The 26215-nt window shown below is 42.4% G+C and carries 19 protein-coding genes; 8 read left to right on the plus strand and 11 right to left on the minus strand.

Features of this window, described 5'->3' with window-relative positions; genetic code table 11:
• Nucleotides 1-99: 99 nt before the first annotated feature.
• Nucleotides 100-1248 carry a chromate efflux transporter gene (gene chrA / locus OCU48_RS19010; protein ID WP_141346633.1) on the plus strand — a complete coding sequence of 383 codons (1149 nt, stop codon included), beginning with the start codon at nt 100-102 and terminating at the stop codon, nt 1246-1248.
• Nucleotides 1249-1281: 33 nt separating this feature from the next.
• Here the strand turns inward: chrA and OCU48_RS19015 are convergent, their stop codons facing one another.
• Together OCU48_RS19015 and OCU48_RS19020 are read right to left on the minus strand one after the other, a co-directional pair.
• Nucleotides 1282-2313, minus strand: coding sequence for a helix-turn-helix transcriptional regulator (locus OCU48_RS19015; protein WP_141346634.1), 1032 nt, complete (start codon nt 2311-2313; stop codon nt 1282-1284).
• Between the two features lie 739 nt (nt 2314-3052).
• Entirely contained in the window at nt 3053-3910 is an 858-nt protein-coding gene (locus OCU48_RS19020; RefSeq protein WP_141346635.1) for a transporter, read from the minus strand.
• Nucleotides 3911-4117: 207 nt separating this feature from the next.
• Here OCU48_RS19020 and OCU48_RS19025 point away from each other — a divergent pair, with 207 nt between their 5' ends.
• Nucleotides 4118-4972, plus strand: a complete 855-nt coding sequence (locus OCU48_RS19025) for an SMP-30/gluconolactonase/LRE family protein (protein WP_244312359.1) — start codon at nt 4118-4120, stop codon at nt 4970-4972.
• A 60-nt stretch (nt 4973-5032) separates the two neighbouring features.
• On the opposite strand, the gene OCU48_RS19030 is transcribed toward OCU48_RS19025, so the two are convergent.
• Complete coding sequence (locus tag OCU48_RS19030) at nt 5033-5479, minus strand: carboxymuconolactone decarboxylase family protein (RefSeq protein ID WP_141346637.1); 447 nt, start codon at nt 5477-5479, stop codon at nt 5033-5035.
• A 216-nt stretch (nt 5480-5695) separates the two neighbouring features.
• Here OCU48_RS19030 and OCU48_RS19035 point away from each other — a divergent pair, with 216 nt between their 5' ends.
• Nucleotides 5696-7219, plus strand: coding sequence for a sensor domain-containing diguanylate cyclase (locus OCU48_RS19035; protein ID WP_244312360.1), 1524 nt, complete (start codon nt 5696-5698; stop codon nt 7217-7219).
• Nucleotides 7220-7258: 39 nt separating this feature from the next.
• Here OCU48_RS19035 and OCU48_RS19040 read toward each other — a convergent pair whose 3' ends face one another.
• Complete coding sequence (locus OCU48_RS19040; RefSeq protein WP_371859131.1) at nt 7259-8473, minus strand: multidrug effflux MFS transporter; 1215 nt, start codon at nt 8471-8473, stop codon at nt 7259-7261.
• Between the two features lie 78 nt (nt 8474-8551).
• Here OCU48_RS19040 and OCU48_RS19045 point away from each other — a divergent pair, with 78 nt between their 5' ends.
• Nucleotides 8552-9442, plus strand: a complete 891-nt coding sequence (locus tag OCU48_RS19045; RefSeq protein ID WP_141346639.1) for a LysR family transcriptional regulator — start codon at nt 8552-8554, stop codon at nt 9440-9442.
• Between the two features lie 20 nt (nt 9443-9462).
• Here the strand turns inward: OCU48_RS19045 and OCU48_RS19050 are convergent, their stop codons facing one another.
• Nucleotides 9463-10554: an MBL fold metallo-hydrolase gene (locus tag OCU48_RS19050; RefSeq protein WP_371859132.1), complete on the minus strand. Its 1092-nt coding sequence runs from the start codon at nt 10552-10554 to the stop codon at nt 9463-9465.
• A gap of 124 nt (nt 10555-10678) precedes the next feature.
• Here OCU48_RS19050 and OCU48_RS19055 point away from each other — a divergent pair, with 124 nt between their 5' ends.
• Complete coding sequence (locus OCU48_RS19055; protein ID WP_141346641.1) at nt 10679-11287, plus strand: TetR/AcrR family transcriptional regulator; 609 nt, start codon at nt 10679-10681, stop codon at nt 11285-11287.
• Between the two features lie 239 nt (nt 11288-11526).
• Nucleotides 11527-12579, plus strand: coding sequence for a 3-deoxy-7-phosphoheptulonate synthase AroG (aroG, locus tag OCU48_RS19060; protein ID WP_141346642.1), 1053 nt, complete (start codon nt 11527-11529; stop codon nt 12577-12579).
• A gap of 80 nt (nt 12580-12659) precedes the next feature.
• Here aroG and OCU48_RS19065 read toward each other — a convergent pair whose 3' ends face one another.
• From OCU48_RS19065 to astA, 3 genes are all read right to left on the minus strand, one after another.
• A complete protein-coding gene (locus tag OCU48_RS19065) occupies nt 12660-12851 on the minus strand; it encodes a hypothetical protein (protein ID WP_141346643.1) in 192 nt (63 codons plus the stop codon).
• A 639-nt stretch (nt 12852-13490) separates the two neighbouring features.
• Nucleotides 13491-14846 carry an N-succinylarginine dihydrolase gene (astB, locus tag OCU48_RS19070; protein WP_141346644.1) on the minus strand — a complete coding sequence of 452 codons (1356 nt, stop codon included), beginning with the start codon at nt 14844-14846 and terminating at the stop codon, nt 13491-13493.
• A 20-nt stretch (nt 14847-14866) separates the two neighbouring features.
• Nucleotides 14867-15904: an arginine N-succinyltransferase gene (astA, locus tag OCU48_RS19075; RefSeq protein WP_141346645.1), complete on the minus strand. Its 1038-nt coding sequence runs from the start codon at nt 15902-15904 to the stop codon at nt 14867-14869.
• Between the two features lie 379 nt (nt 15905-16283).
• Here astA and OCU48_RS19080 point away from each other — a divergent pair, with 379 nt between their 5' ends.
• The gene (locus OCU48_RS19080; RefSeq protein WP_141346646.1) at nt 16284-17024 is read left to right on the plus strand and encodes a type 1 glutamine amidotransferase; all 741 of its coding nucleotides are present in this window, start codon (nt 16284-16286) and stop codon (nt 17022-17024) included.
• Between the two features lie 59 nt (nt 17025-17083).
• Here the strand turns inward: OCU48_RS19080 and OCU48_RS19085 are convergent, their stop codons facing one another.
• The 3 genes from OCU48_RS19085 to glgX all read right to left on the minus strand — a co-directional run bounded on the left by OCU48_RS19085 (nt 17084) and on the right by glgX (nt 24348).
• On the minus strand, nt 17084-18910 hold the full coding sequence (locus tag OCU48_RS19085) for an ABC transporter ATP-binding protein (RefSeq protein ID WP_141346647.1): 1827 nt from the start codon (nt 18908-18910) through the stop codon (nt 17084-17086).
• A gap of 1186 nt (nt 18911-20096) precedes the next feature.
• Nucleotides 20097-21977 (minus strand): sensor domain-containing diguanylate cyclase, encoded by a 1881-nt coding sequence (locus tag OCU48_RS19090; protein ID WP_141346149.1) that lies wholly within the window; start codon nt 21975-21977, stop codon nt 20097-20099.
• A 370-nt stretch (nt 21978-22347) separates the two neighbouring features.
• Complete coding sequence (gene glgX / locus OCU48_RS19095; protein WP_141346150.1) at nt 22348-24348, minus strand: glycogen debranching protein GlgX; 2001 nt, start codon at nt 24346-24348, stop codon at nt 22348-22350.
• Nucleotides 24349-24958: 610 nt separating this feature from the next.
• Here glgX and lamB point away from each other — a divergent pair.
• Nucleotides 24959-26167 (plus strand): maltoporin LamB, encoded by a 1209-nt coding sequence (lamB, locus tag OCU48_RS19100; protein WP_141346151.1) that lies wholly within the window; start codon nt 24959-24961, stop codon nt 26165-26167.
• Nucleotides 26168-26215 lie beyond the last annotated feature (48 nt).

Raw genomic sequence — 26215 nt, forward strand, 5'->3', positions numbered from 1 at the left:
TAATCCTATTTCATTCATTAAATATATCAATACTATTAATTTGAGTCATATAAATGTATCGATTAGGGTATGAACAAATTTCATCAGTCGTAATTGGTTATGATTTCAATTTTTAAAATATTTTTTGCATTGGGTTGGGTCAGCTTTGGCGGGCCAGCAGCACATATTGGTTATTTCAGAAAAACGTTTGTAGAGCAGAAACAATGGTTAACGGATGAAGAGTATGCGCAGCTAGTTGCCCTTAGCCAGTTTCTTCCGGGTCCAGGGTCTAGTCAGGTTGGGTTTGCATTAGGTTACAAGAAAGGTGGTATTGCTGGCGCTTTTGCTGCTTTTTTCGGGTTTACCCTTCCGTCTGTGATCTTGATGTTAGCACTGGCTTTACTGAGCAGTAGTTTACTAGAGACGTCATTATTTATTGCCATTATTCATTCTCTAAAGCTGCTCGCAGTAGTGGTGGTTGCTGACGCTATAGTTGGGATGTACAAGAATTTTTGTCAGACTAAACAATCTATTGGTCTTTGCCTCTTTGTCGCGGTTGCTATGTTGATGTTTAGCGGTATTGCCGCTCAAATCGTTGTTCTATTGCTGTGTGCGGTACTGGGCTCGGTGTGGTTCAAACAGCAGAGTCAGACTCATACTGACTCATTAAAGGGTAAGCTCTCGGTTGCTCCATTGGTCGTTTTTGTTGCTGTGTTGTTGATAGGACCTTTTGTAGCAAGCCAAACACCGCTACTGAAGATATTTCATGACTTCTTCTATGCAGGTTCTTTGGTATTTGGTGGTGGGCATGTTGTCCTTCCGTTATTACAAAATTTAATTGGTGATCAGCTTACAACGGATAGCTTCTTAACGGGCTATGCAGCAGCGCAGGCAGTTCCTGGACCTATGTTTACCTTTGCGACTTACTTAGGGTATGAATTATTGCCTCAGCAGCCCATTGTTGGTGCATTAGTGGCAACGATAGCGGTATTCCTACCGGGTTTTTTACTGGTGCTGTGTGTCATTAACAATTGGCAAGCTTTAGCTTCTATTCCCAGAGTTTCAGCTGCGCTAAAAGGAGTAAACGCGGGTGTGGTAGGATTATTGATTGCTGCATTGTACCAGCCTATCTTTGTCAGCGCCGTCAATGGCGCGCAAGATTTCGCTATCGTACTCATTGGTTACTTCTTGTTAAAACAGATGAAGCTGCCCATTGTTGCTTTGGTCGGGAGTTTTATAGGCTATGGTGTTCTGCTCTCTGTCTTTTAAGAGATAGGCGCTAGTTAAAGGCTCTGCTCGTGTTCATTCTGAGCGCGGGCTAAGTCCATTTTTCTGAGCATACTGCATCGGTGGCAGACCTGTAATACGCTTAAAGGCTCGGATAAACTTTGATGAGTTGGCATACCCTAGGTGTGATGCAATGTCAGAGATACTAAACCTACCGTCTTTCAATACTCGAATTGCAAACTGCATGTGCAGTTGTTCAATGACCTTTCGAAATGTAGTGTGCTCATTTTTTAGCTTTCGTTGAATAGTACGTCTAGAGGTATTGAGGATCTCAGATGCACTATCAAGGTCGAGTTTACGTTCACCAATATATGGCATCAATGCTGATGAAAACTGTTCATGGTAGGTGGCAAGCACGTTGTACTCAGGAAGAGAGTACTGGTAAGGCTTCACATTGAGGTCTTGGTGAGCCTCCTCTTCTGACAAAATAAGATAAGTACTCTCCCTATCAACAAAGACGCCTTGTTTCGCCAATTTCAACTCAGCATCCAATTGACTAATATCGACATGTTGTAACCCGACAGAAAGGGGAAGCCAGTCCTTGCCTAGCAGTCTTCGGATATATTGAATCAAGAAGAACAGACTCTTCATTTCCAGCCAGAATGCCGTACCTTGATGACGACTTTCATAGAGGTTGGCGGTAGAGATATGGATTTTGACTTGGTTTTGATAGCCCTCAAGCTCTATTTGGATTTCGGATTGACTAGAGCGAGTATTAAATTGTTCGGTGATTTCGTTGAGAATTGAAACCACTGTACTGTTCTTCGAATCGAACGGAATTGGCCACATGAAGCTCAATTGTGCGGTACAGTCGACTAAGTATTGAGTAAAAGTCTTTGGCTCAGATTCTTGATACAAGGTTTGCATAAAGTAAATGAAGGCATATTCAGGTATCGATTCTAAGTAGGGACGCTCAAGGTTTGAAGGTAGTAACTCTGCTGCCTTAGCCATTAGAGGAGCAGGGAAGTAGTTCTGAGCACAGTTCAAGACCAACCTAATGGTTTCGACTCTTATGAGAGGGATATCTGTATGAGCTGCACTGTTCACAGGGCTTTCCTTGCTGAAGTTATTACTTCAAGCTTACAGCTTGAAGTCTGACTTTCATACACAAGTCTTGGTAATTCACCTAAATGTGATCTGGCTTATTCTATAGCTTACTTAGTAGACCACTGCTTTAGTGATCGTGCGACAAACAACTATCGTCCCCGAGTTTTTTATCGGGGATCTTTTATAGAAACAGATGCTCGATAGAAGCACTCGAGCATGAATAGGTGGCAAGCCTCTCGACTTGATTAAATGGCTTCTGGTCGAGCCCAATTCAATCGCAAAAGGTCAACAGGTCTTAATAACCGTCGTCCCCGAGTTTTTTATCGGGGACCTTTTATAGAAACAGATGCTCGATAGAAGCACTCGGGCATGACTAGGTGGCAAGCTCCTAGCCTTGATTAAATGGTTTCTGGTCGAGAAAAATCAATCGCAAAAGGTCAACAGGTCTTAATAACCGTCGTCCCCGAGTTTTTTATCGGGGACCTTTTATAGAAACAGATGCCCGATAAAAGCGCTCGGGCATGACTAGGCGGCAAGGTCCTCGCCTTGATTAAATGGTTTCTGGTCGAGCAAAATTTAATCGCAAAAGGTCAACAGGCCCTAATAACTGTCGTCCCCGAGTTTTTTATCGGAGACCTTTTATAGGAACAGATGCCTGATAAAAGCACTCGAGCATGACGAAGTCGACTTGTGATTAAGAGGCAGGTTAGAATCTAGAGTAATGGGCACTGGCTAACCCCTAAAACAACCCAGCGAACTTGTTTTCTACTACCGGAGTAATGTTCAAACCGATCATAAAGTCTGGACGTGTCTTCTCATCTTTCTCAATGTAATAGTTTGCTTCCAAACCTATCTTCCATGGGCGACTACCCATAATGACCGTCTTACTCACTTGAAAGTTAAGCGGGATCTCAGCTTGGTCTGTATTCCAGTCGTAGGTCATTGTAGGCGATGAGGCGATAGTCCAACCATTGCCCAGTAATTCAACCCAGCCAATCTGCAAAGAGGTACGGTTGATATCTTCAATGACATGTTCACCGTTTATTTTGTCAGAGTTATTAGAGACACCCCATAGGTGGTTAGGGAAGAAGATAAAAATACGTTCTTTACTTGCCTTACCTAGCAACATCTCAGGACCGATAGCAAATTGCTCTGAGCTAAATCCGTCACTACCTGTAGGTAATTGTGCGATAACACCAAAGGCTGTGATATTTCCTGGCTCAGCCTTAGGGGCGTAAGCAAGGTCGAAAGAGATATCGCCGAAACCGGAATCGTCCCTTTCTAGGTTACCTACATCGTTGTTGATGACATAAGGCAGAGCAGGACGAAATATTACCTTATCACCGTTATCCATTGGAAAAGGCAATGCAGGTTGAAACAAGATAGTTGAGCTGTCACCGCCACCCTCATAACCAGAATAATATTGAAACTTAAAGTTGAGACTCGCAAGGGCTGTATTAGGGTTTGCTAGCTCTTTAGCGGCCTTATCAGCTAGAGACTTGTTATCAATATCTTGTTGGTTACTTAATGCTGGAAGAGCAAATAGTGTTGAAAGTAACGCAATAGTGGTGGCGGTTTTTTTTATGGATATCGGCATGATAAGACTCACTTGCAAACTGTCAAAATGTTTGGATTGCGTGTATTTTAATCGTTTAATTTCATAGTGATGCCCATATTGCGCCATCGACAGATCGAGTAACTTTGTAAGAAAGTAAATAACTGCGAGCCGTCTATCGGCATTTTCTACTCGTTTATGGTTTTCTCTATCTCATTATAAAAGATGAAAAATTAGGAAGTTATAAGCATGGTTTCTACACTGCAGCATGTCCCTTGTGGCTTAGGGGAAGGGATTCTTTGGCACCCTGAACGTCAACAATTGTTTTGGATCGATATTGTTGAGCATCGACTGCTGTCACTTAAGGGTAAACAGATCACTGATACTCCACTCGATCGAACTCCATCAGCCCTCGGTTGGGTTGATAAGGACTCTTTGCTTCTTGCTGATGAGATCGGTCTTCATCTGTTTGATATTGAACAACAGTCGCTTAAGTTCGTAGTCGGTTTTGAGCATGATCCTTTGACGCACCGCAGTAACGATGGACGCGCAGATCCTTGGGGTGGCTTTTGGATTAGTACCATGCATCGAGATGCCGTCGAGGGTGAAGCTGCGTTTTATCGCTATTATCAAGGCAAGCTTACTCAGGTTGTTTCGAATATCACTATTCCTAACGGTTGTTGCTTCTCTGCTGACAAACAGTGGGTCTATTTCACGAATTCGCCTACGGCACAAATAATGAGAATGAAGCTAGATAACGACACTGGTTGGCCTGTCTCGGAACCTGAGCTGTTTATTGATCACTCAGATAATTTTAGAGAGCCTGACGGGGCGATTGTGGCTGATAATGGCGACATGATTAGTGCTCACTGGGGCGCTGGAGAGTTAGTGCGTTACTCACCCGAAGGAGACGTTGTTGAACGTTACGCAGTACCCGTCAAGCAACCCACCTGTCCTGCATTTGGTGGGGAAAACTTAGATACGTTATTTGTGACTTCTGCGAAAGTTGGTATTGAAGAACGCTCGGATAATGAAGGTAAAACATTAGTATTGACTGGAGTAGGTAAAGGCATTGCTGAGCCTGCAGTGAAGCTGTCATTGTAGCGCTACAAAACTGAATTTTAGAGGCCTAAGATAAGCATCAGGCCTCGATTTTCTTCACTACTATTTGTATACCGTTAGTTCATTGGCATGAGTTGCAACACCTAAGCGGTTCCATGCATTCATCATGGTACAAAGAACGATTAACTTAGCTATGTCGTCCTCAGAGAAGTGCAGCTCTAGCTCTTTATATGTGTGGTCGGTAATCCCCTGATCATAGATATGAACCATATCTTCAACCAACGCCAATACAGCTCTTTCTTTCTCAGTAAATAGTTTGGACTCTTTCCAAACGGATAATGCAAAGATACGTTCTTGTGATTCTCCATGCTGCAGTGCTCCTTTTGTATGAACGTGTATGCAGTAGGCACAGCCGTTAATTTGAGAGGTGCGGACACGAACGATCTCTTCAATAATGGGGTCAAAAGCACATTGCTTGAGATAGGCTTCTACGGCAAAAAAGGCTTTATAAGCGGCAGGCTGTACATTGTAGATGTTGACTCGAGACATAACGATCCTTGTTGGGGTGCTAAATTAGAGAGGTGCTCAATTCACCAGTGTGCATAATTTTAGTCTATTATAAGCACAGTAGTAATGTTCATAATTCATTGATCCAACTGATAAATCTTTCTAGATAGTTGGGGTATTTCTCTCTCACTGGTATTTTTTCACTGAATGTCGTTATCAAAAAAAATCCTCTACATACTATTGCCACTTTTAGGCGCTATGGTAACTGTAAGTTATTTAGCGCACTGGCAGTACGTTTTTCCGATCTTTAAACAACTAGAAAGAGAAGATGCAATTACAAATTTTGAACGAGTGGCAGCTCGTTTTAATGAGGATATTGTCTATTTAGACTTACAAAATAAAGACTGGGGCGCTTGGGATGATACCTATGAATTTATTCAAGGAAAAAGGCCCGATTATATAGAGGCTAACCTAGGCGTTGAGAGCTTTAGAAATGGTCAGTTTGATTTCTTGTTTTTCTTTGATGCTGCAAAGCATTTGTATTGGCATGGTATCTATGACTCGAATAGTAATTCATTAGTGTTCGATGGTAGCTTTGTGCAGAGCGTTGTTGATCGCTTAGAAGATAAATTAATTCAAACTCAGCTGGATTTATTCAGCCTTAATGTTCATTACACTGGACTTGTTCTTTTGCAGGATAAGCCCGTCGTATATTCTATTCGCCCCATTTTAACATCAAAAGAAACTGGCCCTTCAAAAGGGTTTGTTCTTCGAGGGCGTTATGTCGACCCAAGCCTTATTTCGAATTTTATCAAACAAACTCATGTAAGGTTTAAGATCACGCCCGTTGCCGACAAAACCAAGACCTATAGTGATGAGATAGTGGTGACTGAACTTGATGACGAAACCCTCGAGGTTTCCAGCTACGTGTTTAGTTATGGAGTCCCCATTATGTTGGTAGAGTCATTCTTCCCAAGAGATATCAGTGAACAGGGTAAGGTGGCGGTACAGTCGGCTTTAATTACGAGTATTGTACTTGGGTTTTTATTGCTATTTGCACTGTGGATTACCTTACGGAAAGTGGTATTAGAGCCCGTAATGCACCTTACACAAAAAGCCACAGCCATCACCAATACCAAAGATTATAAAAAGCGTGCGCAGGTAGAAACAAGTGATGAAATAGGGGAATTGTCTCGACAATTAAATAAGATGCTAGATGTTATTGAGAATAGAGATGCAAGCTTAGAAGAGGTGTTGTCTCGGTTGCAAGAGTTGTCAATGACAGACTCTCTTACTCAAATCGCTAATCGTTTGAAATTTGATTCTGTGTCCGAAATGGAATGGCGACGAATGCAACGTGAACAGTTACCTATTTCGATAATCATGTGCGATGTGGATTTTTTTAAGCAATATAACGATCATTACGGCCATGTTGAAGGCGATCAGTGTTTAGTTAATATAGCTAAAGCACTGAAGGATTGTGTAGCGCGCCCTGCGGATTTGGTTGCCCGTTATGGGGGAGAAGAGTTCGTGATGTTGTTACCTGGTACCGATCTTAATGGTGCTACTCATCTTGCTAATACAGTGTTAGATAAGGTCTCTTCTATGCAACTGCCGCATGCTAAGAGCACGACGGCACCTTTCGTGACAGTGAGCTTGGGTGTTGCAAGTGTCACTCCCCATGAGGACCACTCTTTGCTACAGCTTCTTACTGATGCTGATAACGCTTTGTACCGAGCCAAGCAGAATGGCCGAAATACGTTAGTTTCTGAGGCATATTGATTTTTGTGGTTTGCTCTGTAGTCATCTAATTAATATCTGTTATTTTTCTTCCAGTAGAGCCTTATCTTGAAGGCTCTTTTTTAGCACTGAACATAGTAGTACTGCTCCCATCGTCGCGCCAATGCACAAGTAAAGAACACCAAGCTCCACCTGATTGGTTACCCAGTTACCGACTAAGTAGCTACCAAAAAAGCCAGCAATACACATTTGTACGGATCCAGAAAGCGCTGAAACCGATCCTGCGTCTTTTTTGTGTGGTTGCAGCAGTAGCGTGATTGAAAGTGGGAAGGAGAGACCTTGTGCCACAGCAAGCCAGGTAAATGCCCAGATCAGATTGAATACAGTAAACGGAGTGATGAGTAGCCAAAGGCCGGCAAAGAAGAATAATCCAATGCTGAGTGCGAGTAACTGAAAGGTGCTATAACGATTATTAAGCATGTTCAGCAACAGACTACCACCTAGAAGGCCTGCCGAGGGTATGATCATTAACGTACCGTAATCAGCAGCACTCATTCCCATTTCTTGCTGCATCAAGTAAGGCATGATGGATAGCGATACCACCGCAGCCAGGTAGCTGAACCAGTTGTAGGATGCAGAGCCAATAACCTGTGGGTTCTTAATTAATTGTAAGTACTTACTTAGGACAATAGATGGTCTAAATTTTTGCTTAGCGTAAGGCAAAGTTTCAGGCATCACATACCAGCCTATGACAAAGGTGGCGCCGAGATAGGCAAGTACAAAAGCAAATACTGAATGCCAACTAAGATGAAAGGCTATCCAACCTCCTAGAACAGGAGAGAGAATGGGCATTATAGATGCAGTAACAGACAAATAAGCTAAGGCTTTTGTTAATTGCCCGCCATCATAACTGTCTCTTAAAACACTTCGACCCAGTACTGAAGCACTCCCCGCACCTAACCCTTGCAATAATCGACCAGCTTCAAGTGTGCTGATGCTATCGGAAAAGCTGAGGCAGGTAATAGTGCCGATAATGTAGATAAATTGCCCTAATAAAAATACAGGGCGTCTGCCAATAGCATCTGATAAGGGACCATAAAAGAGTTGCGAGACACCGAAGCCGACCAAAAATAGGGTAACAATTGACTGCAAATGGGACTTATCTACCTGCAAGCTTTCACTAATTAAAGGCAGTGAAGGTAAGTAAATGCTCACCCCCATTTGTCCTGTAGCAATGATCATCATTGCCAAGACTAGTGGGCCTAATTTCATCTTTGAAGTATGTTTTAATTTCATGTTGAATAGTTTAGATTGAAATGTATTAGATGATAATTGCTGATTTAGGAATTAGATTAATTCTCTATAGGAAACAATATGGATTGGATTCAGAGTCTGAAAAGCTATGTATTGGTGGTTGAAGAGGGGAGCTTTAATGGCGCTGCGAGGCGTTTATCAACCACAAGCTCAGCAGTAAGCAAGCGCATACAGTGGCTAGAAGATAGGATAGGCGTACAACTATTGAAGCGTACGACTCGCTCTGTAACCCAGACAGAAGCAGGGGCTTTATTTTACGATAGAACCAAGAAGCTTTTGGACCAACTTCAATCTGTTGTGGATGAAACTCGCTCAGTCAGTGATAGCCCGAACGGGATGCTAAAGATTGGAGCGACTATCGCCGTAGGATCTAAATTTTTGGTTCATTACCTTGATGGATTTTTGAAGAAATACCCAGACATTCGAATTCAACTCATTACTACGACGCCCGGTCAGATGCCAGAAATGAGCCTAGACTTGTTTATTACAAGAGAGATTGAACACCTGAACTCGTTGAGCTTCAAATCCAAGCCGTTATTTGAAGACCGATTGGGTTTTTATGCTTCTCCTAAATACTTGCTAGAGCACGGCGAACCGAAAAATACTATAGAGCTCCAACAACACAATGTATTAATTTTTGGTGAGCAACTTCATCGAGAATTAAAGTTGGCTGATGGTAAGCGACTCTCCCTCAACGGCAACTTTGCTTCAACGAATCCGGAGGCCATGTTTCACGCAGCAAAAAGTGGAATGGGTATTTTAATTTCCAATGCTGTGATGATTCAGCAGGAATTGATGCAGGGAAGTCTGGTTAAGATTCTTCCAGATGTGCAAGCAAAAGACACTATGGTTTACGCGTATTACCCAAAGCTTGATTATGAGCATACGCGTACGCGCCTGTTTTTAGATTATTTGCAGCAACGTTTAGAAGAAGAGCAGAATACTTCGTAGTCTCTGCTCTTTGCTCACCATTAAAGGGTATTCGTTACCGCTGTTTTGAACTCCTCTGTATCGGGTTGCAAATCACGCCACCATGCGTGTTGAGTTTGGCTATTTGGTGAGCCTACATCGACCAATTGTCCAAATATTGGCGTAATTAATTGAACTTGCTTGCTGTTTGCATGATTGAGTGCACGCTCGAGGGGTTCAAACCAATCATGAAGAGCAAGGTCGAAAGTAGAGTTATGGATAGGCAACATTGCTTTTCCTCTAAGGTCTATATGAGCCTGAACACTTTGCTCTGGTGTCATGTGAATATCACTCCATGCATCGTTATAGGCACCTGTTTCCATCATAGTCAGATCAAACGGTCCATATTCTTCTCCAATAGCCTTAAATCCAGAGAAATAACCAGAATCGCCACTGAAGAATAGGTTAGCTTGTTCGCCCTTTATTACCCAACTGGCCCATAAGGTTTGGTCTCTATCAAATAGACTGCGACCAGAGAAATGTTGAGTGGGTGTCGCGGCAAAGGTAATTGAACCTATTGTTTTTTCGTGCCACCAATCTAATTCAATGATTTTTTCCTCAGCAACGCCCCAATCTTGCAAGATTTTGCCAATACGTAGCGGAACCAAAAAGTGTTCGACTTTTGTGTGTATTGACTTGATGACGTGTTTGTCTAGGTGATCGTAGTGATCATGGCTTATGACAACCATATCGATAGCTGGGAGCTCTTCAATAGAGATCGCAGCAGGTTGGAAGCGCTTGGGGCCAGCCCATTGCACTGGTGATGCTCGATCACTAAAAACAGGATCAGTAAGAATAGTTTTACCATCTAGACGAATGAGCATACTGCTATGACCTAGGCGAGCAACCGCTGGACTAGTTGTATTCTCAATATCCACTCGGGAGAGAGGAACACTTGGTAAACTTCCTTGTGGAATCGGATATTCACGATCTGCTGTAACATAGGACTTAATAATGCCGTAAAGATCACCTAGACCGCTTTTGTATTTGATCTCGTTGTTCTGAAACTTGCCATTTTTCTCAGCAGATGAAAATTCAGCTGCGTTGATGGTTGTTGTCGACATAAGCAGTGCTCCTAATACAAATCGTTTCATGTTAATGCAATCAACACAAGTAAACTATACGGTGTAGTTTACACGTAAGGTTTTAAAAGTAAACTGCATAGTGTAAAATCAAATAATGGTTTTTCCTCTATCATTGATAAGATTCTGATAAGTAATGAAAAAAACACGTAGTGAATTAAAGCGCGAAGCGATCCTTGCTGCGGCAAAACAGTCCTTTCTTGAATTTGGTGTTAAAAACACCAGTATGGATAAGCTTGCTAGCCTTGCCAGTGTCTCCAAACGCACGGTATACAATCATTTCAGTTCTAAAGAAGCATTAGTGGTCGAGCTAGTGGGCATTTTGTGGCGAGAAGCAGTGCAAGAAATTGACCTAGATTACCAGTCAGATATGGATCTTGAGCTGCAGTTAGAAAAAGTATTGCTGGCTGAAATTGAAGTGAGCTGTGCGCCTGATTACATTGAATTGGCACGTGTTGCTATCGGTCATTATTTTTACTCCCCTGAAGAGTTGCAATTGCAAGTGGCAAAGTTTTCCAAAGAAGACAGCGCTATAACTCTTTGGGCAAAACAAGCGATGGCAGATGGAAAATTACGAGAATGCGATATTAGCCTATTTACTGAACAAACCTATGCATTAATAAAAGGATATTATTTCTGGCCGCTGTTGGTAGGAATGAGAGAATTTCCCACAGAAGAAGAAAAGTGTTTACATGCGAAGCGTAGTGCTGAATTATTATTAAGTCATTATAAATTAGAGTCTTAGATGATGCATTGAGTCTCTTTGATACTCTCAATTACAAGGTGTAATATAAACTATACACCTCGCGTAAAATTTATATATTGTCGAAATATTGCTTTTTAATTAAAAAAGTGATTGAAACTCGTTTTCTTCTTAGTTAAGTTGCATGGACACAAGCAAAACAGATGCCGTTATAGCACTGCATAAATTTAGTATGCCATGTGCACATTCTGTAAGCGGTAAGAATTTAAGGATAATCTACTATGTACCAAACCGATGACGTTCGCATCAATAGAGTAAAAGAACTACTACCGCCAATTGCTATTTTGGAGCGCTTTCCAGCAACAGAAACTGCAGCTGCGACCACATATAATTCACGAAAAGCGATTCACGACATTCTAAATGACCAAGATGACCGTTTGTTAGTGATCGTCGGTCCTTGTTCGATTCACGATACTGAAGCTGCACTAGAGTATGGTAAGCGTTTAAAACCTCTTCGTGATGAGTTAGGTGATCGCCTAGAAGTGGTTATGCGTGTTTACTTTGAAAAACCTCGTACTACGGTTGGTTGGAAAGGTTTAATTAACGACCCGTACTTAAACGATACTTATAAGCTTAATGATGGCCTAAGAATTGCTCGTAAACTGCTACTCGACCTAACTGATTTGGGGTTACCGACGGCGGGTGAGTTTCTAGATATGATCACACCTCAATATGTGGGTGACTTGATTAGTTGGGGTGCTATCGGTGCTCGTACTACAGAGTCTCAAGTTCACCGTGAGTTGGCTTCAGGCGTATCTTGCCCAGTTGGCTTTAAAAACGGTACAGACGGTAACATCAAGATTGCATCTGATGCGATCCGAAGTGCTGAGGCATCTCATCACTTCTTATCGGTAACGAAGTATGGCCATTCTGCGATTGTGGAAACGGGTGGCAATCCAGATTGTCATATCATTCTTCGTGGCGGCAAAGAGCCGAACTACAGTGCTGAGCACGTTGCTGATATCAAACAACAACTAGAAGCTTCTAAGTTGCGTAAGAAGGTGATGATTGACTTTAGCCATGCAAACAGCAGCAAGCAATATCAGCGCCAAATAAACGTCTCTGAGGACGTTTCAGCGCAGTTGGAAAATGGCGAGCAAGCTATCTTCGGTGTAATGATTGAGTCACATCTAGTTGAAGGCAGACAAGACCTCGTTGACGGAAAAGCGGCAACATACGGACAGTCTATTACTGATGCTTGTATTGGCTGGGAAGATACTGAGAAGGTGTTACGTCAACTTGCTGATGCTGTATCGGCACGTCGCAAGGCATAAGCTTCTCAAAAGACGCTATTAAATTAAAACGCCCTGATGTAAATCAGGGCGTTTTTCTATTGATGTTAGTCGACCTTAAATTACTTCGCTTGGCCTAATGCTTTGATCATATCTACCAGCTCATCTTCTGTTTTAGGCTCTTTATGGAAGTCCACCGAAGGTGAAGCTCCTCCTCTGAGTACATAAGCTTTTTTTCCACAGTGATCGTAGTGATACCAAAGTCCGTTTACGCATACGTCTGTGTAGCATCTTGGGTCTTGTTTTAGTTCCATGCGAATACTCCTTTGTTCACACTTTATTAACAACTTCACCTTAATTCAGCTGCGCATTTCAGAAAATGATCCAGATCAAGTTTGTTGCTGTTTTGTTGATGGGATGTAATTTCTATCGGCGGTGCATCATTTATCAAAATGTGAGGTTTCAGGGAGAGCTTGCCGATAGAAACCTCGGCAATGACGAGTCTTTGAGTAGCAATGTGCGCTAACGGGATACGCCTATATGTATGGTTCTAGAGGAGGCTAGACACTGTCCAAAAGCGGTGCCTGCTAGTGGACTAACACGTCATTTCCGCGTGTTTTTAGCGGAAATCTAAGTACAAATATTGCAATAGTAGACGGGCTATGAGCAATGGGTTTGTTGCTTGACGACCACGCAAAGAAAAACCCAAGGTGGATGGCCTTGGGTATGGAGAGTGGGTCTGATGTGTTAAAGTTAGCCAACTGATACAGATAAGACCAAATGTATGAGACTTTAATTAAGTCTTCTCATTTTGTAGTCATTGAGAACGTCGACTACAAAATAACCTTATCTGTAATTAAGGCGCAGATCCATTTTATTTGTTAACAAAATGTGTCTAGTTAATGAAATGGAACTATTTTCATACTTTGTTGCACCAAATGTATCGCGTACGGTCATGCTCCCGTTTTTTGGAAGTCATACACTGAGCCTAGCTTGAGTATCTGAGTGAGTTCATCCAATGCAAACTGACTTTCGCTTAACAACGCTGGGTCAACTAAGTCTTGAGCAGAAATAGAATCACGATAGTGTGCGTCTACCCACTGATTTAGTGTGGAAAATAACGAATCATTCATAATAACAGATTGATTCATAGCCGTTTGTTCGTCAGGAGAAAGAACAACTCTTAAGCGCAGACATGCTGGACCACCACCATTTTGCATACTCTGTTTTAAGTCAAAACACAGCAACTCATCAATACCTTGCTTGCTTGCAATCAGGGTTTGCAGATAATCAGCAACTTGAGGGTTTTCCTCGCACTCTCTCGGTACTACCAATGCGGTTTTACCATTTGGCAGGCTTAGCAATTGGCTGTTAAATAAGTAACTCCCTACCGCATCTGTGACAGATACTGCAGATTCAGGGACTTCTATGACGTTTAACGGTTTTTCTAGAGCAGTACTCAGGTTGTTGTAAACATCGTTTTTATTCAGGAAAGCGTGCTCATGGCAGAACATGACGTCTCGGTTGCCCACAGCTATGACGTCGTTATGAAATACACCTGCGTCAATGACGTCTGGATTTTGCTGAGCAAAAACGACCTTGTCTTCCGCCAATCCATGTATTCGGGCAAGAGCAGAGCTTGCCTCTAACGTTTGGCGCGCAGGGAAACGCTTCGGCTTTGGCATTGCTCCATTAAACGCACTTTCGCCAAACACAAAGAATCCTACGCCATGGTCGCCATATTCATTACAGAATCGAGTATGATTTGCTGCACCTTCATCACCAAAGTAGTTACTTGCTGGAAGCGCATTGTGATGAGCAAAATGATTGGCATCGCTGAACATGCCTTTTAAAATTCGGCCTGTTTGCGGATGCTCAATAGAGCGATGAAACTTATTGATTAGATTTGCTGGCGTAAAGTGCAGTTTACCATCGTGTGTATCACGGCTGGGAGAGACTGTCGCTGCGTTAGCTGTCCACATGCTTGATGCAGAGTAGCAAGCGGCTAAAAGCGCTGGTGAATGTTTAGCGGCCTGTTTTAATACTGAGGCGGTATCCCCGGTAAAACCCAATTGGCGAAGCATGCCGATATCTGGGCGGGCGAGTGGCGCTATAACCCCTTGGACCATGCCAAGATCATGTAGCGCTTTCATTTTCTTGAGACCTTCTTTGGCCGCTAATTTAGGGCTAGATGCCTTGGTTTGATTGTTCTTTGAGGCAAGGTTTCCATCAGAAAGACCTGCGTAGTTGTGAGTAGGGCCTACAAGACCATCAAAATTGGCTTCAACATGTTGGGTTGAGTTGTTCATTTTCACTCCTTGAATGGATTCTACTCTTGCTCTGCTAGAGCGTTAAATAGTGGAACAAACGGCGCAGAATCGCCCTCTTTAAGTTTCAATGTATCGGCAAGCTGGGTATCCATAATGATGGTATTGCCTTCAAACTGTATCGCTTTGGTTGCTAAGGCTCGGAAGTGCTTCACGTGACCATTGCTGACTAGGTAGGGCACCTCACTGGCAGTGATATCTTTGGCAATCTTTACGGTAGCTAAGCGTTGTTCTCGGACCGCTCTAATATCTCTGACTTGCGACTCCAGCATTGGGCCTGCATCGAAGATATCAACGTAGTGGTTGAAGCGAAATCCTTCTGATTCCAGAAGCTTGCGTGCTGGCAAAGTGTGAGGGTGTGTATGACCAATCACTTCTTGAACTTCCTCTGGAAGTAAATTGGTATAAATAGGGTTTTTCGGCATTAATTCAGCAATAAATACCTTATCGTGCATCGAAAGCTTATCGGCGATTGCAAAATCAAGGTTGAAAAAGTGACGCCCTAGTCCTTCCCAAAAAGGCGAACTTCCTTCTTCATCACTAAAACCGCGCATCTCGGCGATAACAGTAGAATCAAAGCGTTCTTGGTTTTGGCCCATGAACAAAAAACGACTTTTAGATAGCAAATGACCGTTGTAGCTTATTCGCGACTCAGGAAGTAAAAACAGAGTGCACAACTCAGTGCATCCAGTATGGAAATTGCTAAGGCTTAAGGTTTGCACCTTGTTGTATACATCCAGTTCACGAGAGGCATGGACAGTTGTATCTAAATGATAGCTGTAGAAAGGGTCTTGTAAGCCGACACCCGCTTGCACTGCGCAGGTCCCAACCAATGTTTGTTGCTCTAAATCTTCAGCAACAAATAAATAATATCCATCTTCTAGAGGGGTATCGCTCTCAAACGCGGCACAGCCATCTTCAATCATTTGATCGATGCGCTTTGGATCATCCTGCATTGAGGTGAAACCGGTACCTGTTTGCTTCGCTAATTCCGCCAGTCCTTGACGATCGCTTGCTGTAATTGGACGTATCAACAGCATAAAAAATGCATCCCTTGCAATCTAAAATGAGAAGTCACAATACAGGCTTAGAAGTGCTTAGCAAGCCAAAAATATTCATTGTGATTGAATATCACCTTATTTTATTCGCATTTTATGCAGATTAAGCATTTGTGTATTCAGTTGTTGCCAATTTAAAGGGTTGAGTTCATAGAAGATGGGTGACTATTTATGAGATCTCAAAGATAGGTCGGAAATTTTAAACTATGTATTAAAACGTGATCTGCAGCTAAGTTTGCACTTTGGATTTATGGTTGATTTTTGAGCTTTATTCTTTCTGAATTTGTCGATGTGATGAGAAATAAGTGCCTATACTCGTTAGTGTTGAGCGGGTTTCTCAAAGGATAAGCGAGGGCGATGGATGAAAATAGGGATTCTAGTATGCGGGCATTTAGCACCGGCACTTTCTGAAAATTACGGCCAATATTCAAATATGATCGCGACGGTATTTAAAGCGGTCAATAATGAAATTACCTTCTATGAGTACGATGCATTCAATCAGCAACGGCCTGAAATAGAAGATTGTGACGGTTACATAATCACTGGAAGTGTATCTAATGCGTATGATGATGAACCGTGGATTTTAGGATTAATTGATTGGATTCAACGATGCGAAGCAAGACGTAAACCTTTGGTCGGAATCTGCTTTGGTCATCAACTCATTGCTCGTGCTCTTGGGGGGACGGTCGACAAATCAACCAAAGGCTGGGGGATAGGTAATTATGAAGTCAACATTGTTGCCCAAAAGCGTTGGATGAATTTGTCTATCGATAGGCTTCGAATGTTGGTGAGCCATCAAGATCAAGTGATTACCGTTCCTCGCGGTATGCGTGTTGTAGCCTCCAGTGATTTTTGTCCTAACTTTATGCTGGCAAAGGACAACCATATTTTCACCGTTCAAGGGCACCCCGAATTCTCTATGGAATTTACAGCTGAGCTCATTGAGATGCGTAAACACTTAATTAGTGATGAGCATTATCGTTCCACCTTTGAACAGTTAAAAGAAGCCCCCGATTCCGCTATTGTTCTGCACTGGATAGATGCTTTTTTTGTGTTTAATACTCAGTCGATCCAGGAACAAGGTTTTCAGCAGGCAGGATAGAAAAGCAAAGGCCTAGAGAATTCTCTAGGCCAGATGTGATGATGAGTTAACCCTTTGATCTATTGTGCAATAAAACCGCCGGTTTGATGAGCCCATAGTTGTGCGTAAATTCCCTTACCTTGTATGAGTTCTTGATGAGTGCCTTGCTCCACTATGTGTCCCTTATCTAAAACAATGAGTCTATCCATAGCCGCAATTGTCGATAGACGGTGAGCAATAGCGATTACGGTTTTTCCTTCCATTAACTCATTTAAACTCTCTTGAATAGCAGCCTCAACCTCAGAATCCAAAGCAGAAGTTGCCTCATCAAGCACCAATATTGGTGCATCTTTCAACAGTACACGAGAAATGGCAATGCGCTGACGTTGTCCGCCAGAGAGTTTCACTCCTCGTTCTCCTACTTGAGCATCATAGCCAAGGTTACCAAACGGGTCGGTTAATGTTTCGATGAACTCATGAGCGTGTGCTTGTTTGGTCGCTGCAATTAATTGGTCTTCACTGGCTGTCGGATTACCATACAAGATGTTGTCTCTAATAGAGCGGTGTAGTAGTGAGGTATCTTGCGTCACCATGCCGATATTACTGCGCAATGAGTCCTGAGTGATGGCTGAGATATCTTGCTCATCTATACTTATCTTGCCCCCTTCTACATCGTGAAAGCGCAACAGTAGGTTCACTAAGGTCGATTTACCTGCTCCAGAACGTCCCACTAAGCCTACTTTCTCACCAGGCTTAATATTTAAGCTCAGATTGCTTATTACTCCTTTGTTTTCACCATAATGAAAGCTGACGTCATCAAAGTGTATTCCACCATTCGCAACTTGCAGAGGCTTAGCATCGTGTTTGTCCTTAATGTCTATAGGCTTAGAAAGTGTCGCCATGCCATCAACGGTGGTGCCCATGTTTTCAAACAACGCACCTACTTCCCACATGATCCACATCGACATGCCATTTAACCGCAGTGCCAAACTGATGGCGATGGCAATAGCCCCAATACTGATGGCATTATCCATCCATAACATGATGGATATCGCGGCAATGGCGAACACTAAAACATAATTGACGATTTCCACCATGACATTGAAGCCAGTGACAAGGCGCATCTGGCGATAAACAGTGTCCAAGAAGCCCTCCATGCCTTCTTCTGCATACTCGGTCTCTCGTTTACTATGCGAGAAGAGCTTAACTGTTGCGATGTTGGTGTAGCTATCGACAATACGTCCGGTCATGGTCGAGCGCGCATTGGCTTGCTCTGAAGAGACTTGCTTTAAGCGAGGTACAAAGTAGATTTGGATAGCAATATAGGCTAACAGCCAAACCAGCATAGGTAGCATTAAACGATAATCAGCTTGAGCAAGAAGCACTATGATCGAAGTGAAATAGACACAGACGTACACAAATACATCCAGCGTCTTCATAACGGTCTCTCTCACCGAGAGGGATGTTTGCATTACTTTGGTGGCTATCCTGCCGGCAAAATCGTCTTGATAAAACGATAAACTTTGTTTCAGTAGATAGCGGTGTGCCATCCAGCGAATAGACATCGGATAATTGCCAAGTAAGGTCTGATGTTGAACCAGTGAATGCAAAGTGACTAAAAGAGGCATAACGATTAATACCAATACGCCGTAGGTGATGAGCGTATCTGCATTTTCTTGCATGAAAGAGTCAGGATCACTTGACCCTAACCAATCAACAAGCTTACCCATCATGCTAAAGAGGGACACCTCTACAATGGCGACTATAGTACTGAGTAGCGCCATCAATAGCAGAGGCTTTTCAAATCCTTTGGTGTAATAACGACAAAAAGCGATAACCGTATTGGGTGGCTGTTCGGGCTCGTTTTTTGGGAAGGCCTTAGTGAATCCTTCGAAGATTTTATACATAAACTAATCCTAAAATGCACCTTGCTGAGAGACAATAAGAAATAGTGAGCAAGGTTTAAATAGTGTTTTTTAAACAGACACTTAGATAAATAGGATAGTTGATGATAAAGGAAAGAACATCTTAAGAATGATTCTTTTAATTGGCAGCCTAAAACGTCTTTTTGAAAAGGATCACCTCTGAGCGATTTTATCGGAGATCTAATTTGTTCTGCAGTTGAAGAGGTCTCCAATAAAAGACCTTGGAGACGACGAAAGGTGCCATTGCTTAAAGGCGTGAGTGCTACTTTCCAGCTGAAGATATTGTCTTAAAAACGGTCATCTCCGAGCGCTCTAATCGGAGATCTAAGTTGTTCTGCAGTTGAAAATGTCTCCAATAAAAGACTTTGGAGACGACGAAAAGTGCCATTGTTGAAAGGCGTAAGTGTTACCTTCCAGCTGAAGATATCGTCTTAAAAATAGCCATCTCCGAGCGCTCTAATCGGAGATCTAAGTTGTTCTGTAGTTGAAGAGGTCCCCAATAAAAGACTTTGGAGACGACAAAAGTGCCACTGCTACGTTCCAGCTGAAGATATTGTCTTAAAAACGGTCATCTCCGAGCGCTCTAATCGGAGATCTAAGTTGTGCTGCAGTTGAAAAGGTCTCCAATAAAAGACCTTGGAGACGACGAAAGGTGCCATTGTTGAAAGGCGTAAGTGTTACCTTCCAGCTGAATATATTGTCTTAAAAACGGTCATCTCCGAGCGCTCTAATCGGAGATCTAAGTTGTGCTGCAGTTGAAAAGGTCTCCAATAAAAGACCTTGGAGACGACGAAAGGTGCCACTACTGAAAGGCGTGAGTTATTAAATTCCAGCTGAAGATATCGTCTCAAAACGGTCATCTCCGAGCGCTTTAATCGGAGATCTAATTTGTTCTGTAGTTGAAGAGGTCTCCAATAAAAGACCTTGGAGACGACGAAAAATGCCATTGTTGAAAGGCGTAAGTGTTACCTTCCAGCTGAAGATATTGTCTTAAAAACGGTCATCTCCGAGCGCTTTAATCGGAGATCTAATTTGTTCTGCAGTTGAAGAGGTCTCCAATAAAAGACCTTGGAAACGACGAAAGCTGTCATTGCTGAGAGCTAGAAGCTTTCAGCATCAAAGAGTGGGATGCTTGAAATCTGCAACCCCCCTAACTCATAAATAATCATCAAGAAACAGCACTCATAATGGCCAGGTTTTTGCCGTTTTGTTTGCCTTTGTCTGTGGCTTGTAGTGATGATGACAGTGTTTTGTCTACGCAATCATACAGGTGAGATACACCGATGCTGACGGTAAAGTTGACGTTTACGGTATCAAAGACAAATTTATGTCCTTCAATGGCAGCACGCAGTTTTTCTGCCAAGATAAATGCGTGTTGCTGATCAACGGCGTTGTAGAGCACACAGAATTCATCCCCCCCTGTTCTGGCGACTGACAGTGTCGATGATGTTGGGAAGTATTTAGTGATCACACTCGACATCTCGAGTATCAGCTGATCGCCACACATATAACCATATTGGTAGTTAATCAGCTTTAAGTCATCCACATCAATAGTCAGTAGGTACACATCACGGTGACCCTTGTAGCGATTGATTTTATTGCGTAGCGTAAACAAGTTATCTTGATTTGTAGCAGCGTCACGTAGTGAAATCTGTTGCTGTAACAATACGTTAGATAACGAAGTTTCGATATAGGTTTGTAGTAGCTTCATCAAGCTTGGAAATGTCTGAAACCGACTTTCGATGAATATCACACCAGTCAGTCCATTGTGTCCAAGCAAAGGAATACGATAATAGTTTGTGCTTAACTGAATCTGTTTCGCCAAAGGATCCTGACTCGCTGAGCGTAGATACTTCACCTTACTTGTTAGTAGGTCTAGAGCATATTCTTTATCGGTTAATATCGACTGTTCTTGACCATGATAGTCGACAGTATAAAACGTCTGCCCCTCGTGATTATAGAGGCATAGCTGCGCACGTCGACGTGTACAAAATCTCCCTAGTAGATACAGAACCTGGTTTTTGAACTCCAGTAGAGTAGTTGTTTTTGACAAATCAGTGAGCGCAACTTGCAGTTGTTTATTCAGGTAATGAAAGACAGATACGAATAAGGATAAGCTCAATGCAACAAAGGCAACAAGTAGCATTGAATAACTGTGAGCAAACAGATCAGATCGAGATATCGACGAAAAATAGATCCAATTTAGGCTATTTTTGGCGTTGTAGGACGCAAGTTTTGCGTCACCGTGAAAGAAATAATTTATCGAACCAGACTGTTTATTGTTGGGTAACGCATTCTCTGGATTGAACGTATAGTTTGGTGTATCTGAAAAATAGTAGCTAACAGGCTGTGCTCTCTCATCTTGAGATAGTTCACCGGCAATAGAATATTTATAGATAACCGCCATTTCACCAATCCTGTTTGGATTTGGATGCAGTATTATTTTGCCAGTGGCCCTATCAACAATAAATACGTTACCACTGTTTAGGGTACGCAGATCTATCAGAGCCTGACTCATATACATTAGGTCAAATTCAATAATGTATTGAGGTGTATTAACTGGGTTTTTTTCGCGTAATGCTACGACCCAACGGCGATTTTGACTGCGATATAGGCTGGATATTTGGTATCGGTTTTCCATGAAACTGATATCGGTCCAGCTGACATCTTGCATATTAAAGGACTTTGCATCTGTATTATGTAAGCTTGCGTTGTAGATTTCAGACTCAGAGAACGCCTTATTGGTGCCAGCATCGTAACGTAAGATATCGTTATAATTCTCAGTATTTCGAATAATATTGATAGCATTAAGATTAGAAGCACTCTGATCTTCAAGCTCAAATGATCTGTTCAAAGAAGAAAAGATATTGATGCTATTTTTTAGGTGTGCCTTAGTCAGCTTTGCAGCTGTCCTGAGATTAGCCTGTGTTTGTTTCAGTGCATCATCTTTAACACTAACGTAGTGTTGATAAGCAACGAAAATTAATACTGTACTGAGCACGACCACATAAGGTCGCATAAGCCGAATAATAGTTCTTGGTAAAGCCATACTGAGTTCATTGTTGTTAATTTAGTTGGGCGTTTAACGCCATTAAGTTTCGCGGTTACTTTTTGTCCGCTTTGAAACGAAAGGCGATTGTATAGTAATTGTAAATGTGATCAAGATCTCTTTATTGTGTCGTCGTTAAATGACAAGTGCCGTATTAAAGCGTGTTTTTGTATGCATAGCCTTGATATAAGACAGGTGGAAGGCTGTATGTATGTTCTTTGTGTCAGAGAGTTTTCGAGGTTAAAGCCAATTAATTCCGTTCGAAAATGTAACGATTGTTGTTTGTTAGGGCTATAACTTTGAAGGTTTAAAAAAAGTAGCCCCAGCAAAAGGCTGAGGCTACTTTTTAGGTTTGAAAGGGCTAGGGCGGTTAGGCTTCTAAAGTTTCTTGTTTAACCGGCAGTATTTTTGCAGGTCCTTGAGCCTTCAAAATGACCATAGACTGTGGTTTTAACAACATGTCTCTAGTGATTTCGCCTTTACCTGTTTCTGATTCACCGGTATCACAAATTAATGTCCAGCGATCGGTTCCACCATCAGGTAGCTTAAAGCGCGCAGGCGTTTTAGACTGGTTAATACAATAAAGAAGCTCAGCACCATCTTTACCAATGCCTAATTTTAATGACACGGCATTAAGCTGATTCCAGTCGTCCATTTCCATTAAGTGACCATCAGGACGATGCCAACTCACGCGGTTGTCGTTACGGGTTTCTCCGCTAAATGCTTCAATGAACGGTAACATGTGCTCACGACGAGCTTTTAGCATATTTGCTAGCCACAATTTGAAGCTTTCTTCATGCGTTTCAAGCTCCCAATCTAACCAACTGGTTTCATTGTCCTGACAGTAGGCGTTGTTGTTGCCTTTTTGGGTATGTGACAGCACATCAGCAGTGAGAATATGAGGGATACTAAACGAAAACAGCAAACTACTCATAAAGTTACGCTTACGCTTTTCTCGTAACTGGATGATTTCAGTGCTAGAGGTTTCGCCCTCAATGCCTAAGTTATCTGAGCGGTTATCACCATGTCCATCATGGTTGTGCTCACCATTCTCATCATTGTGCTTCATTTTGTAAGACACTAAGTCCTGCATAGTGAAGCCATCATGATAGGTGATGTAGTTGATGGTCATCTTGTGTGGCCAACGGCTTGCACTGTACAAGTCGCGAGAACCCATGATTCGCGTAGCAAACTCTTTTAAGAAGCCTTGATCGCCACGCCAAAAGCTACGTGTAATATCGCGGAATTTGTCGTTACATTCGTTCCAACCATCGGGGAAGTTTCCTACCTGATAGCCATTTGGACCAATATCCCAAGGTTCAGCGATTAATTTAGTTTCTTTTAGTGCAGGGTCTTGCGCCACTGCTTTAAAGAATGCGGCGTCGCGATTAAAGTTGTCACCGTTGCGACCTAGAGTTGCAGCAAGATCGAAGCGGAACCCATCAATCTTAAACTCTTGTACCCAATAACGAAGGGTATCCATGACCAAATTCAGTGCAGGTTGGTAATTCAGATCGACAGTATTGCCACAGCCTGTGAAGTTCGCATAGTGACAACCGTGCTTAAGGTAATATTGGTTGTCTAGCAATTTAAGGTTGAATACAGGCCCACCATCACCACCTTCAGCGGTATGGTTATAAACCACATCTAAAATGACTTCGATACCATTCTTATGTAGCTCACGAATTGTGGTTTTAAGCTCTTGAACGGCGTCGGTATCGGCGTAACGTGGATCGGGAGCCATAAATACATAAGGGTTGTATCCCCAGTAATTGACCATTTCCATATCTAGTAGATGCGGTTCATGCATGCAAGCCGCTACTGGAAGTAATTGTAGGCAGTTGATGTTTTGCTCTTTGTAAAACGTGAGCATCTCATCGCTAACCAGACCCAGATATTTTCCTCTGTGCTCAGTAGGCACTTTCCTATTCAGCTTTGTCAGCCCTTTAGTATGAGTTTCAAATAGCACTATTTCTGAACGCGCTAATCGAGGGTGCTCAACTTCTTGCCAATCAAATATTGATGACGTGACAACAGATTTTGCCATCGCCCAGCTTTTTTCATTGGAAAAGGGCGCGACATAGTGAAGAGGCTTACTTAATGCTTTGGCATAAGGGTCTGATAATAGGATTTTCTCGCCATTTGGGTCGATGACGACGAAGCCATATTCTTGGCCTGCAGTAACACCCTCTATATAGATGTGTTTAATGCCAGCGTAATTTTCAGTAATTGGGTAGGCTTTGAACTCGCCTTTGGAGTCGAAAAGCGCTAAAGATATCTCTTTGCAGCTAGGTGCGTGAATAGAGAAATTACATCCACTTTTATCTAGTTCAGCGCCTAGCGGATAAGGGCGCGATTGTTTACTACTCATTCGTTGTTTTGTCTTTTGTTTATTTTGTGAATGGTTTGAGTGTTAAGTTAAAAGGTTTGCCCCGCTAACGCAATAGTGATTGTGCCATGAAGCCTGTTCTGATCAGGTTTTAAGTAAAAATATTGAACACCGTACACTATCTGTAGTGAGGCTCTACACGTTAATCTTGCTAGCTGGCTGATGAGTAAACCCAGTATCGAAGTGGTTACAAAAGTTTTCGTCATAGGGTATTGAGAGCTACATCACGAAAAATACTATTTGACGAAATTAAATGAATATTTGATGGAACTTTTAAATAGAGACATAGATCTTACTCTGCGCATAATCCACTGTGACCGCTCTCTCTAGCAGTGGCCGATCTACTCCTTAATTGTGTGATCAACTAGACAAGTAGCTATATCTACGCCCCCTCATCCCCTCCCTGCTTCCCCCGCTATTTAACCAAAGGAGGAGGACTCAGACCTATACCGTTCCAATTATTATCTCTCCTGTCGAATAAGAACAGATTTCACACTTACATTTTTTGTTGGCGGTATTAACGGAATGGACTGTTAAGCAGCGAAGAATGTATTAGAAAAATAAAAAAAATCGTTTCGGGAGTTAACGAATAATGAAAAAGGTAAACCTACTTACAGCAGCGGTTACAGCTGCCCTACTATCTACTTCAGCTATGGCTGTAGAATTCAACGGTTACATGCGTGCTGGTACTGGTATCTCTGGTAACAGTGGTTCTGATGTAGCAGTAAACAAAAACGGTATTGGTCGTCTAGGTAACGAAAACGACAACTACTCTGAGTTTGGTCTTGCTCAAGATCTTCAAACGGGTGAAGTTAACTGGCGTATCGAGTCAATGATTGCTTCTGGTGCTCCAGGTGCAAACGGTTGGGAAGATGCTGACTTCAATGTTGCACAGTTTGCTGTTAAAGCAAATGGTATCTTTGATTTCGACAAGGAAGCAACACTTTGGGCAGGTAAAACATACTACCAACGTAAAGACATCCATATTACAGACTTCTACTACCTGAATACATCGGGTACTGGTGGTGGTATTGAAAACCTATCTGTTGGTAACCAAAAACTTTCTCTAGCTGTAATCCAAGATGGTGAGAATGGCGATGACTCTTCTGGTTTTATCTTTGATGCTCGTCTAGCAAATATCGGCCTATGGTCTGATGCTAACTTAGAAGTCGCTCTTGCATACAACTTTGCAAACGAAAAAGATGGCGGCTCTGAAGAAGCTGATGATGGCTTGTTAGCAACTTTCATCCTTCAGCAAGGTTTGAGCATTGGCTTTAACCAAACAGTATTCCAGTACGGTACTAATGGTTACGGTGTTCAAGCAGCTAACTTCTGGGGTTCAGGCTCATACTACGCACGTGGTACTAATAACTTCAACGATTCAACAGGTTACCGCCTGATCAACTGGGGTGTTATCTCAATGGGCGACTCTTGGGAAATGGGTCACCAGTTAGCATTTATGGCAGGTCAAGACATCGGTGATGACACTGGCGCTACTAACGACACTGACCAATACTCTGTAGTTGTTCGCCCTATGTACAAGTGGGATGACACTATGCGTACAGTATTCGAAGCGGGTTACAATGCAGGTGAACAGCTAGATGGCAACGGTAGCACTGAAGACTTTGGTAACGCTAAATTTACAGTAGCTCAAGCATGGGCTATGGGAAGCAGCTTCTGGGCTCGTCCTGAAATCCGCGTATACGGTTCTTACATCCTAGACACTGAAGACGACAATGCATTTGGTCAAGGTAACGACACTGAGTATGTTGTTGGTATCCAAGCAGAAGCATGGTGGTAATCAAACCGTTCTAGTTTGAATTAGGTTTATCAAATAGCCGACGTTCAG

The sequence above is a fragment of the Vibrio inusitatus genome (assembly GCA_024346935.1).
GTDB classification, from domain to species: Bacteria; Pseudomonadota; Gammaproteobacteria; order Enterobacterales; family Vibrionaceae; genus Vibrio; species Vibrio inusitatus.

Excerpts from the sequence above, each read along its gene's own strand:
- OCU48_RS19040 (WP_371859131.1), bottom strand. The coding sequence starts at position 8,473 with ATGAAATTAAAACATACTTCAAAGATGAAATTAGGCCCACTAGTCTTG.
- OCU48_RS19080 (WP_141346646.1), top strand. The coding sequence starts at position 16,284 with ATGAAAATAGGGATTCTAGTATGCGGGCATTTAGCACCGGCACTTTCT.
- OCU48_RS19025 (WP_244312359.1), top strand. The coding sequence starts at position 4,118 with ATGGTTTCTACACTGCAGCATGTCCCTTGTGGCTTAGGGGAAGGGATT.
- OCU48_RS19090 (WP_141346149.1), bottom strand. The coding sequence starts at position 21,977 with ATGGCTTTACCAAGAACTATTATTCGGCTTATGCGACCTTATGTGGTC.
- OCU48_RS19085 (WP_141346647.1), bottom strand. The coding sequence starts at position 18,910 with ATGTATAAAATCTTCGAAGGATTCACTAAGGCCTTCCCAAAAAACGAG.
- chrA (WP_141346633.1), top strand. The coding sequence starts at position 100 with ATGATTTCAATTTTTAAAATATTTTTTGCATTGGGTTGGGTCAGCTTT.
- OCU48_RS19055 (WP_141346641.1), top strand. The coding sequence starts at position 10,679 with ATGAAAAAAACACGTAGTGAATTAAAGCGCGAAGCGATCCTTGCTGCG.
- OCU48_RS19065 (WP_141346643.1), bottom strand. The coding sequence starts at position 12,851 with ATGGAACTAAAACAAGACCCAAGATGCTACACAGACGTATGCGTAAAC.
- aroG (WP_141346642.1), top strand. The coding sequence starts at position 11,527 with ATGTACCAAACCGATGACGTTCGCATCAATAGAGTAAAAGAACTACTA.
- glgX (WP_141346150.1), bottom strand. The coding sequence starts at position 24,348 with ATGAGTAGTAAACAATCGCGCCCTTATCCGCTAGGCGCTGAACTAGAT.
- OCU48_RS19050 (WP_371859132.1), bottom strand. The coding sequence starts at position 10,554 with ATGAAACGATTTGTATTAGGAGCACTGCTTATGTCGACAACAACCATC.
- astA (WP_141346645.1), bottom strand. The coding sequence starts at position 15,904 with ATGCTGTTGATACGTCCAATTACAGCAAGCGATCGTCAAGGACTGGCG.
- lamB (WP_141346151.1), top strand. The coding sequence starts at position 24,959 with ATGAAAAAGGTAAACCTACTTACAGCAGCGGTTACAGCTGCCCTACTA.
- OCU48_RS19030 (WP_141346637.1), bottom strand. The coding sequence starts at position 5,479 with ATGTCTCGAGTCAACATCTACAATGTACAGCCTGCCGCTTATAAAGCC.
- OCU48_RS19035 (WP_244312360.1), top strand. The coding sequence starts at position 5,696 with ATGGTAACTGTAAGTTATTTAGCGCACTGGCAGTACGTTTTTCCGATC.
- OCU48_RS19020 (WP_141346635.1), bottom strand. The coding sequence starts at position 3,910 with ATGCCGATATCCATAAAAAAAACCGCCACCACTATTGCGTTACTTTCA.
- astB (WP_141346644.1), bottom strand. The coding sequence starts at position 14,846 with ATGAACAACTCAACCCAACATGTTGAAGCCAATTTTGATGGTCTTGTA.
- OCU48_RS19045 (WP_141346639.1), top strand. The coding sequence starts at position 8,552 with ATGGATTGGATTCAGAGTCTGAAAAGCTATGTATTGGTGGTTGAAGAG.